The following is a 14510-nucleotide window of genomic DNA, read 5'->3' as shown; positions in this document are numbered from 1 at the left end:
TTCTTGCGGTGACGGAAGGTCGCAATCAGCAGCATCACCGCGATGATGATGCACACAAGACTGCATATCGCCGTCAGTACCCAATCGAGATGCAGCACCGGATGCGCTGCGGGTCCCTTGCTGTGAAGGAAATAGGCAAGCGGCGTCGGTCCGCTCGTGAGCGAGTCGGATGTATCGGGCGCTGCCTCGTTCGCAGATGCTGTGATGTGCCGCAGCGAGACCGCGAGCGCCAGCCCCGTTCGCAAGATAGATACGAATAACCGACGCACACAGATCACATCTTCTCCTTGATGCCTCGCCGGATGAGCCAGTAGTTGACCGGATACGTAGTGAGAAAGCCCGCCACCATCGCAAGCTGCATGCGCACCCAGTACGCTGAGTCAGTCGGCTTGAGCGGCGTGGCAAGCTTCGCGAAAGCGATCATCACGCCGAACATGCCCACTTCGTACGCGACGAGAGAAAGCGTGTCCGCCTTGACTGCCGCGATCACGCCATCGCGGAAGCCGAGGCCTCGCATCGGCGCGATCGAGAAATACTGGAAAGCCACGCCGATCAGATAGGCCAGCACGAACGCCAACGCAAGCCGTCCGATGAGTTCCGAGCCGGCGATGCTGAAGGCAAGTAGAAAGGCGAGCCATTCCCCAATGAAGTCTCCGAGCGCGCAGCCTGCGCCGCAATGCGTCGCGCCGAGAAAAGTGCCCTGCCACATCGGCGCTTCGCGCTGCTTTGCGCCCGGCGTCGCGCGACCGAACGCGAAATAGAAGATCAAGCCTATCGGGCCCCAGTACAGCATCGTCAACGGCCATACCACTGACATGATCGCCATCGGTTGCCGGTGTCCGAGCAACGTGATGTCGACCACCACTGCGCACGCGGAAAGCACCGATAACGCCAGCCATGCCGGTGCAATCACGACCGACCAGTGTGCTGGCATCTTGGCTCTCCATAGCTTCCGGCGTCATCGAAAAAAGGGGAATATCTGGGGGCTTGCATCAAGCAAGCCGCATTCCGCGACAGCATGCGACATTGGCGCCGTCGATCCGCGTTGTGTCAGCTGTGCATCGAAGGTCGATTTATATCACGCTGTGCTTTTTTCCCGCCGATTGCAAAATGTTCCGGACTGCCGCTGCGCGTGACTTCGAGCAGTCAGCACCGCCGAATGCATCTGCTACCATGAAAGGCACGTCCAGCCCGAACGCAATGCTTTTACCGACCCACTGAACAGAAGATCCGTGCGCAGAAATGAAGCAACCGAATAACCGCGGGACCAAGGGCCTGCCGAGCAAGACGGATCTCGAATCGCTTTCGAATTTCCGTTATCAACTGCGGAAGTTCCTTCGCTATTCCGAAGAAATCACTCACGCCGCCGGCATCACGCCTCTACAGTATCAATTGCTGTTGCATGTGCGCGGCATGCCGGGACGAACGTGGGCGAGTGTCGGTGAACTGGCGGAACGCCTTCAGGCAGCGCCCAACGGCACGGCTGCGCTGGTGAGCCGGTGCGAGCGTGCAGGGCTCGTCGTTCGAAAGCCCGGAGAAAGCGATCGGCGTCAGGTGGAAGTGCACCTCACGGCCAAGGGCGAGCGATGTTTGCTGAAGCTCGCTGCAATGCACCTCACCGAAATGCAAACGTTCGGCTGGCTGGCAGGCAGCGTGTGATGCTCTCGTAGGGTGGTTAGCGCGTCAGCCGCTCACCCCACGACGAAACAGCACCGTGTGACCTATTGGCACGGCTGCTGCTCCAATGCGTTCGACTGTCGTTCTTCCAACCGCTGTTCCTGACATCGCCCTAAGCGTCGACGAGGAGGCACCGAATGCCAAAGGTAGTCGTAATCACGGGTGCGGGTGCCGGCGTAGGTCGCGCGACTGTAGATGAATTCGCGCGGCAGGGCTACGACGTCGCCCTTCTCTCACGCGACGCTGAGCGGCTGGAGCGGGCGGCGTCGCAAGTCCGCGAGACATATGGCGTGCGCGCGCTACCCATTCCGACGGATGTCGCGGATGCACAAGCGGTCGACCGTGCTGCATCGCATGTCGAAGAGACACTGGGACCCATCGACGTCTGGGTGAACGTCGCAATGGCGACCGCATTCGCGCCGGTCTCGGAACTCACCGCAGAAGAAATCGAGCGCGGCACGAAGGTCACGTATCTCGGGCAGGTTCACGGAATGATGGCCGCGCTCGCGCGCATGCGCACGCGCAACCGCGGCACCATCGTGAATGTCGGCTCGGCGCTGGGCTACCGCTCGGTGCCGCTGCAATCCGTGTATTGCGGCGCGAAGTTCGCCATTCGGGGTTTCACGGACGCGCTTCGCTCCGAGATCATCCATGACCGGCTGAAGATCCATCTGACCATGGTCGCGCTACCGGCTCTGAACACGCCTCAGTTCGACTGGGCGCTCAACAAAATGGGAAAGCGCGCTCGACCCGTCGCGCCAATCTTCGAACCGGAGGTCGCAGCGCGCGCCATCTACTTTGCCGCGACTCACCATCGGCGCGAGGTCTGGGTGGGCTTTTCAAGCGTCAAGGCGATCGTGGCGAACCGCATCGCGCCTAATCTCATCGACCGCTATCTGGCGCGCAGCGGTTATAGCGGGCAGCTTACCGACGAACCGCTCCCGCATGACGCGCCGAGCAATCTGTTCCATCCTGTTCCCGGCGATTACGGCGCACACGGGCGCTTCGGCGACGAAGCGCGGCAACGCAGCGTCGAAATGTTCACCGATCGCCACCGCGCGCTGCTCTGGGGACTGGCGGGCATCGGCACAATCGGTTTGTTCGGACTTCTATCTAAAAGATGGAGCGGACAGCGGTGAGCTGCCCCATCGAAGACTATGCGCTGCTGGGCGACGGCCAGACTATGCTGGCCACGCTTCGACGACGATCCGTGCTTCGCCGCGCCGCTCGGCACGTCCGACAATCGCGACGCACCATTCTGATGCGTTTCCGACCGCACACATTCCTTCGACAAATTCCCCGCCGCGCCGCCACGCACTACTTAGCCATCCGTAATTCAGCTAACGAATAGGCCTCCGGTTCAACTTACCGATTCGGCGCGCGGCCTTTGTGGGGAACCACACACATGCAAAACGATTAGGGATACGACAGTTTTTCCAATGCCCTAATGTCTCCTTGCGGCGACCCGACGCCGTCCGTGGACAGAGGAGCACACATGAAAACGTCGCTGAAAGAAATCGGCGCTGCAATGCGCGGCTTGCTTCTGGCGCTGATCGTGGTTCCTGCGCTATCGTTCGCGCAGAGCAATCTGAACGCGCGCTCCTTCACCGATGTAGACGACACCGCCGATGCGACCGCCGGCAATTCGTCCGTATCCACCGCCGGAAGTCTCGCCTCGCTGTTGCAGCGGCTGCAATGTGCCTCCGGATTGAATCCGTCAGGCAACTCGGCGACCGTCTCCCTCACCGCGAAGATGACGTCGTATCGAATCTACAACCCCTCCACGAACGCGTTCGATACCGTCAACATGCGTTCGTACAACGGCTGTCCATCGGGACCGACCATCAGCATCAAGCCGGGCGCCACGCTCAAGCTGAACTTCACGAACAATCTTCCGCTGAATCCGAACGATGCGACCTGTCCCAGCCAGCCCGATCACGTCACGCCGCATTGCTTCAACAACACGAACATCCATACGCACGGGCTGCATGTTTCGCCGTCCGGTAATGCCGACAATGTGCTGATTACCGTGCCGCCCAGCGGCGGAAAGTCCACGAGCGACAGCACGCATCACTACGTCTTCGAGATTCCGTCGAACCATCCGTCGGGCACCTTCTGGTATCACTCGCATCTGCACGGGTCCACCGCCATCGACGTGGCGAGCGGCATGGCGGGCGTGCTCATCGTGCGCGGCTCGCGTCAGGCGCGCTCGGGCGTCACGAACGGCAGCGCGGACATCGATACGATCCTCAAGCGCAGGACATTCGGATTGCCGCTGACCGAACATGTGATGCTGTTTCAGCAGATCGAATACGCGTGCTTCAGCGACGCGAATTCCACCGTGCCGCTGCTCGACCCGACCACGGGCGAATGGATCTGCCCGTCGGGCAAAGTAGGCGAGATCCGGGGGTATGACAATCAGTTGGGGTTCGTTCCCGATACGCGGACGGGCGCGCCCGCCGGCGCGGTGAATTCATCGTGGATCATCTCGGGCCGTTACACGCAGATCAACGGCGTGGTGCAGCCCATCTTCCCGAGTACGGTCGGCTTCGTGCCGGCCGGCGACATCCGGCGTCTGCGCATGGTGCATGGCGGCAACCGCGACACCATCAACGTGAAGATCGTGCGGGCGAACCTGTCGTCGCTCGGCCTCGCCGATTCGCAATCGCTCAGCACCGCACAGGTGAACACGGCGACCAACGCCGCGACGTCCGCATTGGCGAACGACCGCACGAAGTCTTCGCAAGTCGTCACGCTCGACGCGCTATGCAGCGGCGAGACGGTGAAGCAACTGGAGTTCGCCGAAGACGGCATCACCATGCAGACGATGGTGGAGAAAGACGTCAACGCGATGAACCCGGGTTATCGAAGCGACGTGCTGGTGGCGTTCCCGTCGCCGGGCTTGTACTGCATCCTCGACGAAGCGGCGTCCGCTTCGGCCACCATCAACTTTCGCCGCGGCGCGAGCAAGGTCAAGGACCGCCGGCTGTTGTCGTTCGCGCGCGTCGGCCCCGGCGTGAACATTCCCAATACTACCGTGGGCAGCCATTCGAAGTACTGGCAGTTCATTCGCGATCATCTGGTAGCCGCCAATCCTTCGCTCGCGCAACCCGCGAAGTCCGATCTCCAGTCGCTCAACCTGCGCGCTTTCGCGCCGACCGTGCCCGTCGACGGTCCCATCAAGCAGACAGTCAATCAGCAGTTCCAGATCAATCTGCCGACAGGGCCGAACCAGCCGCTGACTTTCCAGATCGAAGGCGCGTCGTATGATCCGTCCGTCATACGCGTGACCGGCACGCTGGGCACGGTGGATCAGTGGAACGTGTCCGCCTCGACCTTCGCGACGCACGTGTTTCATATCCACACGAACCCGTTCAAGATCATGGACATCAGGAATGCGGCGAATCATTCCGTCTTCGACGGTTCCGGCAATTGCACGCAGGAGGAGCTGGCAACCGGCGACACGGAATACTGCAACCTGCAAGGGGTGATACGCGACACGCTGTTCATCAAAGCGGGCTACACGCTGCAAATGCGCACGGCGTACGAGGACTTCACCGGCGAATTCGTGATGCACTGCCATATTCTCGATCACGAAGACCGCGGCATGATGGAGAACGTGGCCGTGGTATCGCCGACGACTGCATGGCTGCAGCGCCTGACGTCACCGGTCACGGCGATGAAGGCCAGCACGAGCCGATGGCTCGCCCGCCTGCGCGGCGAAGACGAGACCAAGCTGGCGCTTGCCGCATCGTTATGTTCTGCTAAGGACTTTGGCAGAGGTCAGTAGCGGGCGTCCACAGCACATCGCGTTCAAGCCTGCGCGCGACGCAGCATGCCCTTGAACGACCACTTGTTGAGCGCGAGAAACACGAGCAGCGTCGCGCCGAAGATGCATTGCCGCCCTGCTTCGCCGATCTGCAGCGCGGTCAAGAGACTAGTGAGCGCGGTGAGCAGCAGCGCGGCCATCGCCACCGCGATGTAATCGCCGCGTCCGCCCGCGAGCGACACGCCGCCGATCACCGCGACGACCACGCTCGGTAGCACATACGTGGTGCCGAGCCCGAGAAACGCCTGACCGACGTAGCCGACCAGCAGCACGCCCGTCAGCGCCGCGATGACGCCGCTCGCCGTATAGACCGCGATGCGAATGGCGCGCACGCGCGTTCCCGCTATCGCCGCCGCCGTCGGGTTCGCGCCGCTCGCGAGCAGCCGTCTCCCCCACGCGGAATGATCGAGAAAGCGCCACACGAGCGCGCCGGCCACGAGCCAGATCACCGCCACGGTCGGCACGCCCGCGAGCGTTCGGCCGGCGAGCGCGGCGAGCGCGGGGCTCGCCGCCGTGTTCACGTGCATCACCGATGACCACACGATCAGGCCGCCATCCACGAGACTCGCCATTGCGAGCGTCATGACGAGCGGCGGTATCCGCAAGAGCGTGATTCCGACGCCGTTCACCGCGCCCACCAGCGCGCCGCTCGCGGCAGCAACGACGAAGGCCGCGCCCAGACCCGGCGACGCCGGCCCGAGCAGCGCCGCGCCGAGAATGCCGCCGAGCGTGGCCGCCGCGCCGACCGACAGATCCAGCCCCTGTTCCCCCGCAATCATCACGAGCGATTGCGCGATGCCGAATAGACCGAGAAACGTCGCGATCTTCAATTGATTGGCGACTTGCCCCGGACTCGCGAAACCCGGCACGGCGAACTGCCCGCCGGCGAGCACGATGATCGCGAGCACGAGAAGAAAGAGTCGGCGCGATTGCGTATTCATCATCAAGCTCTCCTTTTCGCGCCGACGAACGTGAAGCCGAGCGCGATCACGATCACCGCGCCCTTGAACACTTCCTGATAGTTGCTCGGAATGCCCGCGAAGTAGACGACGTTGCCGATCAGCGCGAGCACGAGCGAACCGCAGATCGCGCCGAGCATGGAGCCGCGCCCGCCCGCGAGCGAGATGCCGCCGATGACCACGGCGGCCACCGAGTTCAGCGTGTACGGCAGGCCGAGGCGCGCATCGCCGGATGCGGTCTGCGCCGAGAGGCACACCGCCGCCGCGAATACGAAGAGCCACGCGAGCATGTAGCCGAGCAGTTTGACGAGCCGCACGTCGACGCCGACCTTGAACATGGCGTCGGCGTTGCTGCCGGTTGCGATCAGCCGCCGCCCGAAGCGATGCCGTTGCAGCACGGCCCAGATCACGACAGCCGCGAGCACGGGCAGCGCCGCGACCGGCACCACGCCGATGCGCGCCGCGAACCATTCGCCGAGCGCGTCGGGAACGGTGCCGCCCGGCTGCGGCATCAAGAGCAGCGCGCAGCCGAACCACACCGCGCCCGTCGCGAACGTGGCGATGAGCGCGCTCTGCTTCGCGTAGCCGACGAGAAAGCCGTTGCACGCACCGGCCGCGAGCGCGGCGACCAATGCAGCGAGACACGTCGCGCCCGTGCCCCAGCCCATGAGACCGGGCGCGGCGGCGAGCACGCAATTGACGAGCGAAATTCCCGCGCCCACCGACAGATCCAGCTCGCCCATCAACACGACGACCGCCTGCGCCATGCAGACGAGAATCACCGGCGCGGCGTTCTGCATGTTGCTCGCGAGCGAATCGAGCGTCAGAAAGTCGGGCTGAAGCCATGCATTGCACACGATCACGGCCAGCAGCATGACGAGCGCCGGCAATGCGCTCGCGGTGCGGCCAAGCGTCGCCTTCAGTCCCGTGCCGGTGCGTGTGGTCGGCACGGCTTTCGCGCCGGGAAGCCCTTCGCTCCAGTGCGCTTTCATGCCGCGCTCCTGCCGAAGAGCGCACTGGTCACGCGCGATTCGTTCATCTCGTCTCCTTCCAGCAGCGCGACGATCCGACCTTCGTACATCACGACGAGGCGGTCGCACACTGCGAGCAATTCTTCGGTGTCCGAAGCATAAACGAGCACGGCGGTTCCGGCCGCAGCGAGCGCGCCGATCGCTTCGTAAATGTCCTTGCGGGCGATGACATCCACGCCCTTGGTCGGGTCGCTCAGGAGCAGCACATCGACCTGACGGTTCAGCCAGCGGCCGATGACCACCTTCTGCTGGTTACCGCCCGACAGATCGCGCACCGGCTGCCGCGCGTCGGATGTCTTGATGCGCAGGCGCTTCACGACGTCGTCGACGAAGCGGCGAATCGGCGCGCGTTGCAGCCGCCACGGGCTTTGCGCGAAGTTCACGCCGACCTGCGCGAGGTTGAACTCGACCGAATGATCGAGCCACAACCCCTGACGATGCCGGTCGTTCGGCACAAGGCAGACGCCCGCCGCGATCATCTGGCGCGGCGAGCGCGGTTCGACCGTCTTCGCGCCGTGCGGGCCAGCGAGCGTCACCGTGCCGCCGTCCGGCACCCGGAAACCGGCGAGCGCGTCGAGCAGTTCTTCCTGGCCGTGGCCCTGCAATCCCGCGATGCCGAGAATCTCGCCACGCTTCAGTTCCAGATCGACGCCGCGCAGCCGCGCGCCCGCGCGCAGGCCGCGCACCGTCATCGCGACCGATGCGCCGTTGCGCGACACGCGGTCCGTTTGCGTCGTTTCGTGCGTGCCATCGTGCAGATGCGCGGCGGCCGCGCCGCCCGCCACGCCGCCCATCAGTTCGAGCACGCGCGGCTCATCCAGTTGGCCGCGCACCGGCAACTCGCCGACCGCGCGGCCGTTGCACAGCACCATCACGCGATCGCACAGCGACTCGATCTCCGCCATGCGATGCGAGATGAAGACGACCGCCGTGCCGCGCGCCGTCAGGCCGCGCACGGCGCGCATCAGGCTTTCGACTTCGGCTGCGGCGAGCGCAGCGGTCGGTTCGTCGAGAATCAGCACGCGCGGGGCGAGCGCGAGCGCCCGCGCGATCTCGACGAGTTGTTGATCCGCGGCGGTCAGGCTGCCCGCAGCGGCATCGACGTTCCAGCCCGGCCGCAGGCTTTCGAGTAATTGAAGCGCGCGCTCGCGCGTGCGCGGCTGATTCAGAAAGCGCGCCGCGCGGCACAGCTCCGCGCCCAGGAACACGTTCTCCCAGACCGGCAAGTCCGGCGCGAGCCCCGGATGCTGATGCGCGATCGCGATGCCCGCCGCCCGCGCCGCCTTCGGCGACCCGATGGCGAGCGGCACGCCGTCGAGTTCGATGGAACCGTGGTCCGGCATCCTGTCGCCTGCGAGAATGCTGGAGAGCGTCGATTTCCCGGAGCCGTTCGCGCCGAGCAAGCCGAGCACTTCGCCGGCTTCGAGCGTGAGGCTCGCGTCGTCGAGTGCCAGTACGCCGCCGTAGCGTTTCGTGAGTCCCTTCGCGATCAATAAGGACATGGCGCCGCCGTCACTGCGCGAAGAGCGCGTCGAGCTCGGCTTCCGTGAGCCATTGCCCGAGGAAGTAGCTGTCCGGCTTGCCGTTCATCGACGCGAGCGTGGCGTCGAGCGTCTCGCTCGTCACCGTCTTCGTGATCGGGAAGTAGTACGTGTTGTCCGGCAGCGCTTTGAGCTTGCGTCCCTGCGCGAGCCGCACCGCGATGCCGAGCGCCGTGCGGCTGATATCGGGCGGATTCACCTGCACGAAGACCTTCATTGGATTGCCCGCGTCGCGCTGCTTCTTCCATTCGGTTAGAAAGCCCTTCTGCGCCTCGCCGGTCATGATCGCCACGCGGCGGTTCGCGTTCTCGAACGCGCGCAGCACGCCGAGCGCCATCGCGTCTTCGGTGAACACGGCGTCGATCTTCGGCTGCGCGGCGATGACCGTCGCCATCACGGACTGCGCCTTCGCCTCGTCCCATTCGCCATAGCCGGACCACACCACCTTGATGCCGGGATACTTCGCGAACGTATCGAGCGCGGCCTTCTTGCGCGCTTCGGCCGCCGGATGTCCGGGAATGCCGTCGAGCACCACGACGTTGCCCGTGCCGTGCAGTTGCTCCGCGATCCATTCGGCGTAGCGCTGGCCCCACTTGTAATGATCGACCGTCACGTTGGTCGCATAGCGATTCGACACGGCCTGATCGAACGAGACGACCGGAATCTTGCTGCGCTCCGCTTCGTTGATGACGCCGTTGAGCGCGGTCGCGGAATTCGCATCGACCATGATCGCGCCGACTTTCTGGCGGATCATGTTGCGCATGTCCTGAATCTGCTGGCCGGTGTTCGCGCCCGACTGCTGGATGACCAGCTTGTCGGCCATGCCCTTCGCCTTATAGGTCTCGAATTGCTGGTTCGCGCCGTCGATCATCTGGTTGCGCCATTCGGTGCCGAAGTAGCCGTTGGATAGCCCGATGGTCGGCGCGGCGGCGAACGCGGATGCGCACGCGAGGCCGGTCGCCAGCGCGGCGAGCAAAGTGCGCGGTTTCATGTGGTCGTCTCCTGATTTTTTCGTGAGCGAAGGCGCCGGCCGCAAGGAACGGCCGGCGCCACGCACCGCGTCTGCGAGCGCTTAATGCACCGGCGCGGGCGCCGCTTGCTCGACGCCAGCATCGGCCGGCAGCGGCGTGCCGATATGCAGTTCCCCGCGAGGCGGCAGCGAGTCGTGCGTCGTCTTGAAGATGTCGCCGTCTTTCATCACGAGCGTGATCTTCTTCGGGTCCTGCAAGATGGTCAGGTCCGCAAGCGGATTGCCGTCCACGAGAATGATGTCGGCGAGATAGCCCTCGCGAATCTGGCCCAGCTCGTCGGGCATCATCATCAGTTCGCCGCCGTAGCGCGTCGCCGAAACGAGCACTTCGATCGGCGTCATGCCGATGTAATCGACGAAGTACTGAAGGTCGCGCGCGTTGGTGCCGTGCGGCATCCACGCGAAGCCGTAATCGCCGCCCGGCAGAACGCGAATGCCGCGCTTGTGCATCTTGCGCAGCGTTTCGGCGGCGGTCTCCAGCTCGCGCTTGTAGCCCATCTTCGTCGCCATTTCCTCCGTGATGCCCCACTTCTCCGCGTGATACAGCGTGCTGATGAGCCAGCCGATGCCCGGCGCGACGAAGTGCTTCTCCTTGTTGGCTTCGAGCATGTCGAGCGCTTCTTCGTCGGCGAAGCTCGCGTGGAAGATCAATTCAAGCCCGTGCCGCACGCATTGCTTGACCGATTCGCTCGACCGCGCATGCGCCGCCACGCGCTTGCCGGCGCGCTTGGCTTCGGCCGCGAGCATTGCGATTTCTTCTTCCGAGAACGGCGACGATTCCGCCGAAATGCCCGCGATGTACTCACCCGACAGATTGATCTTCAGGTGATCGACGCCGTACTTGACGAACATGCGCGTGGTCGCGCGCATCTCTTCCGGGCCGCTCACGACCGCGCCGAAGTTCAGCTCCTTGAACGGCATGTGCGGCAGCGTGTTGTCGGCGAGGCCGCCGAGAATGGTGATCTCCTGACTGCCCGCGAGATAGCGCGGCCCCGGGAACTCGCCTGCATTCACCGCATTGCGCAGCACGACATCGAGCCGCGGCTTTGCGGCGGCCGCGCCGAGCGCGGACGTCCAGCCCATTTCGAGGTAACGCTTCGCCACGCGCACGCACCAGAGCATGTGCTCTTCGGGCGGCATGAACTGGATCGCGGATAGCGAAGGCTGGTCGTTCCACGAGAAATGCGTGTGCGCCTCGGTCATGCCGGGCATCAGAAACGCGCCGCGGCCGTCGATGCGCCGCGCGTCGGGCGCGCTGATCGGCGCTTCCTCGCGCGCGACGCGCACGATGCGTCGGCCATCCACGAGCACCTGGCCCTTGAACGGCTGCGCGCCGCTGCCATCGAAAATGGATACGTTGTCGAACAGGATCGAACTCATGTCTGTCTCCTCCACGCGGACCCGGCGCATTCGCGCGCGGGCCGCCGGTTGATTACGGTCTGACCTGGTTGGTGTTCTTCCGGCGCCGGTCGTGGCCGTCTCTGCGGCGTTGTAATGACGCGGCGTGCCGGCTCGTTCAGTTCCTCACTGCGCCGCCTCGTAGAAGCGCTTGAGTTCCGCCGTCGATTCGGCCGGCTTCTCGAACGTCGTCCAGTGGCCGCAGCCGTTCAGCACGACGACCTTCGCGCCTTTGATGCGCTCGGCCATCGCCTTCACGGCATCCGGCTTGCCGACGCCGTCCTGATCGCCGGTGACGAGCAGCGTCGGCACTTCGATGCGCTCGATCTCGGCGGCCTGCGCGCCCGCGAGCGCTTCGCAACTTTGCGCGTAGCCTTCGGGCGACTGCCGCATCACGCTTTCGCGTACGAGCGCGAGCGTCACCGGCCGCTGCGACTTGGTCTCGTCGCTGGTCGCGCCCTTCACGATGGCATCGGCAATCTCCTGCACGCCGGGCACGCCCTTCTCGCGCGCGATTCCGGCGCGCTGGCGCATGCCTTCGCGGCCTGCATCTGGCGGCGCGACGAGCGGCCCGAAGAGCGCGAGGCTCTTCACCAGTTCCGGATGCTTCACGGCCAGATGCTGCGCGACGATGGTGCCCATCGAATGCGCGACGACATCTGCCTTCGTCACTTGCATCTCGCGCAGGACCGAGGCGATCGTGTCCACATACAGATCGATGGACAGCTTCCCTTCAGGCAACGGCGAGCGCGCGCTGCCCGGCAGGTCGATGCGAATGACCTGCTTGCCCTCGAATGCCGGCAACACCGGCGTCCAGTTGTTCGACGATCCGCCGAGACCGTGGATGCACACGACCGGCGCGCCTTCGCCCTCGGTCTCGATGAATACGCCCTGCACTTCTCTCGTTGCCATGTTCACGCCACCTCGTTTTCAAGAATGCCGATGCCCGGAATCTCCATGCGCACGACGTCGCCGCTTTGCAGGAATTTCGGAGGATTGAAGCCGATGCCCACGCCCGCGGGCGTGCCCGTCGCGATGACGTCGCCCGGCTGAAGCTCCATGCCGGCCGAAAGCGTTTCGATGATCGTCGGGATATCGAAGATCAGGCGCTTCGAGTTCGATTCCTGACGCAGCTCGCCGTTGATCCAGCAGCGCACGTCGATGTTCTCTGCGTCGATCTCGTCCGCCGTGACGAGAAACGGACCCATCGGGCAGAAGCCGTCGAGCGACTTGCCGATGAACCATTGGCGATGCAGCTTTTGCAGATCGCGCGCGGTCACGTCGTTGATGATCGTGTAGCCGAACACGTGGTTCATCGCGTCGGCCTTCTTGATGCCGCGCCCCGCCTTGCCGATCACGACGCCGATCTCCACTTCGTAGTCCATCTGCTGCGTCACGTCGGCGTGGCGCGGAATGCGCTCGCCCGTCGCGATGATCGTGGAGACCGGCTTGGTGAACACGACCGGCGCTTCCGGAATGTGCTCGCCCGCCTGCGCGCTCTTGTCGAAGCCCGACTTGCTGAACTCCTCGGCGTGGTCGTGATAGTTCTTGCCGACACAGAACACGTTGCGGCGCGGCTGGTCGATCGGCGCGAGCAGTTGCGCCGACGCGAGCGGCTTGCCTTCGCCACGCGGACGCAGCGTTTCGCGTAGGTCGGCGAACTGTTGAACCAATTGGACCATGTCGCCGGAGAAGCCGTCGCAAAGTTCGGAAACCGGCCAGTACTTGCCGCCTTCCGAATCCACGACAGCGACGGTTTTCGCGCCATCTACCCGCAAAGTTGCTAATTTCATGGTGGGCCTTTAATCTAGACTTGACGGTGAATCTGGAGCCACTCTAGGACCAAAAAAGGACAAAGAGAACTAGGGTTAACCAATCTCCGATACCAATTGGTCTAAGAGGATGAGCAGGAAAACTCATGAGCAGCGTCGACGAAATCAGGCTGACAGTCAGGTCCAAAGGAGCGCGCGAGCTCGCCAATTACCTTGAAGAGGCGATCCGCAGCGGCCGGCTGGGCGTGGGCGTGCGTCTGCCGCCGGAGCGCGAGTTGAGCGAAGAGTTCGGCGCGTCGCGCGGCGCGGTGCGCCGCGTGCTCGCGGATCTCAAGGAACGCGGGCTCATTCGCCAGGCAGTCGGCAGCGGCACGTTCGTGATGCCGGGCGGGATGTCGGCAAGCCCGGTGGCACCGCTAACGCCACTAACGCCGCCCGAGCCGCAACCGGAGCCAAAGACCGACGCCGTGCACACGAGTCCCGCCGAACTGATGGAAGCGCGGCTCCTGATCGAACCGTTGATGCCGGGCTTGATCGTGCGCTATGCGACGGTCGCCGACTTTACGCACATGACCGAGTGCATCGAGCGGTCGGAAGCGGCGTCGAGCATCGAAGAATTCGAACACTGGGATGGCGAGTTGCATCGCGCGTTCGCGGTGGCGACGCATAACAGCTTCTTTCTGCGCGTGCTGGAATTGACGAACGAAGTGCGCGAACAAGGCGAATGGGGACGCCTGAAGCGCAAGTCGCTCACGCCCGAGCGGCGCAGTCAGTACGAAGCGCAGCACCGCGCCATCGTCGATGCGCTTCGGGATCGCGACGCCGAGCTGGCTTGCGAGCTACTGACCGGGCATCTGCTGCAAATTCGCGAGAACCTTTTCGGGCGTTAGAGCAAGCCTCGCCGCCGCCCGCATCGCACCCTTTTCGCGGACTCATTCACCGCATGCGTCCGTGCGTGCGTTTCATCGGGAAAGCTCTAATCGAAGCGCCGAAAATACCTGCATATAGTGGCTCTGTTCTTTTTCCCGCCTGTGCGCTGCATAAACCAAAATATGAGACAACCGCGCGATTCAGTGCGTCATGCCCGCCGCGATTCCCGTTTCTGAGCGCCAAGACGCGAATAAATAAGCATTGAGCTTTATCGAAACGCATCGAAAGAAAATCATCATCGACGTCTTTCCAATGTGAAGGCCGCTCCGAAGTGATGAGCAAGCGATCACCCATTATCTGGACGCAATCGACGACACGTCGACTCGCATCGACCAAGAACGGA

12 protein-coding genes and 1 pseudogene are annotated in these 14510 nt (G+C 63.9%); 4 read left to right on the top strand and 9 right to left on the bottom strand.

The annotated features are described in order from the left end of the window. Together NCR35_RS29315 and NCR35_RS29310 are read right to left on the bottom strand one after the other, a co-directional pair. Positions 1-245, bottom strand: a pseudogene (locus NCR35_RS29315) (cytochrome c oxidase subunit II); the annotation flags it as partial. A 29-nt stretch (positions 246-274) separates the two neighbouring features. After that, positions 275-934: a DUF4396 domain-containing protein gene (locus tag NCR35_RS29310; RefSeq protein WP_250537390.1), complete on the bottom strand. Its 660-nt coding sequence runs from the start codon at positions 932-934 to the stop codon at positions 275-277. Positions 935-1242: 308 nt separating this feature from the next. Here NCR35_RS29310 and NCR35_RS29305 point away from each other — a divergent pair, with 308 nt between their 5' ends. From NCR35_RS29305 to NCR35_RS29295, 3 genes are all read left to right on the top strand, one after another. Beyond that, entirely contained in the window at positions 1243-1659 is a 417-nt protein-coding gene (locus tag NCR35_RS29305) for a MarR family winged helix-turn-helix transcriptional regulator (protein ID WP_244851161.1), read from the top strand. A 155-nt stretch (positions 1660-1814) separates the two neighbouring features. Continuing rightward, complete coding sequence (locus NCR35_RS29300) at positions 1815-2816, top strand: SDR family oxidoreductase (RefSeq protein WP_250537389.1); 1002 nt, start codon at positions 1815-1817, stop codon at positions 2814-2816. Between the two features lie 356 nt (positions 2817-3172). Next, on the top strand, positions 3173-5467 hold the full coding sequence (locus NCR35_RS29295; RefSeq protein ID WP_250537388.1) for a multicopper oxidase family protein: 2295 nt from the start codon (positions 3173-3175) through the stop codon (positions 5465-5467). 23 nt (positions 5468-5490) lie between these two features. Here the strand turns inward: NCR35_RS29295 and NCR35_RS29290 are convergent, their stop codons facing one another. The 7 genes from NCR35_RS29290 to NCR35_RS29260 all read right to left on the bottom strand — a co-directional run bounded on the left by NCR35_RS29290 (position 5491) and on the right by NCR35_RS29260 (position 13258). After that, positions 5491-6450 (bottom strand): ABC transporter permease, encoded by a 960-nt coding sequence (locus NCR35_RS29290; protein ID WP_250537387.1) that lies wholly within the window; start codon positions 6448-6450, stop codon positions 5491-5493. After that, a complete protein-coding gene (locus NCR35_RS29285; RefSeq protein WP_250537386.1) occupies positions 6450-7457 on the bottom strand; it encodes an ABC transporter permease in 1008 nt (335 codons plus the stop codon). The genes NCR35_RS29290 and NCR35_RS29285 overlap by 1 nt, the downstream gene beginning before the upstream one ends. Further along, positions 7454-8998 carry a sugar ABC transporter ATP-binding protein gene (locus NCR35_RS29280; protein ID WP_250537385.1) on the bottom strand — a complete coding sequence of 515 codons (1545 nt, stop codon included), beginning with the start codon at positions 8996-8998 and terminating at the stop codon, positions 7454-7456. The genes NCR35_RS29285 and NCR35_RS29280 overlap by 4 nt, the downstream gene beginning before the upstream one ends. Before the next feature lie 10 nt (positions 8999-9008). Continuing rightward, positions 9009-10028, bottom strand: a complete 1020-nt coding sequence (locus tag NCR35_RS29275; RefSeq protein WP_250537384.1) for an ABC transporter substrate-binding protein — start codon at positions 10026-10028, stop codon at positions 9009-9011. Positions 10029-10109: 81 nt separating this feature from the next. Then, positions 10110-11447 (bottom strand): metal-dependent hydrolase family protein, encoded by a 1338-nt coding sequence (locus tag NCR35_RS29270; protein ID WP_248323525.1) that lies wholly within the window; start codon positions 11445-11447, stop codon positions 10110-10112. A 144-nt stretch (positions 11448-11591) separates the two neighbouring features. Beyond that, positions 11592-12377, bottom strand: coding sequence for an alpha/beta fold hydrolase (locus NCR35_RS29265; RefSeq protein WP_244851169.1), 786 nt, complete (start codon positions 12375-12377; stop codon positions 11592-11594). A gap of 2 nt (positions 12378-12379) precedes the next feature. Beyond that, positions 12380-13258 (bottom strand): fumarylacetoacetate hydrolase family protein, encoded by an 879-nt coding sequence (locus NCR35_RS29260; protein ID WP_250537383.1) that lies wholly within the window; start codon positions 13256-13258, stop codon positions 12380-12382. Positions 13259-13383: 125 nt separating this feature from the next. On the opposite strand from NCR35_RS29260, the gene NCR35_RS29255 reads away from it, so the two are divergent. Then, on the top strand, positions 13384-14127 hold the full coding sequence (locus NCR35_RS29255) for a FadR/GntR family transcriptional regulator (protein ID WP_250537382.1): 744 nt from the start codon (positions 13384-13386) through the stop codon (positions 14125-14127). Positions 14128-14510: the final 383 nt, after the last annotated feature.

The sequence above is a fragment of the Caballeronia sp. AZ10_KS36 genome (assembly GCF_023631105.1).
Lineage (GTDB): Bacteria > Pseudomonadota > Gammaproteobacteria > Burkholderiales > Burkholderiaceae > Caballeronia.
Note: the sequence above shows the minus strand (reverse complement) of the source record. Positions and strands in the feature narration are given on the sequence as shown.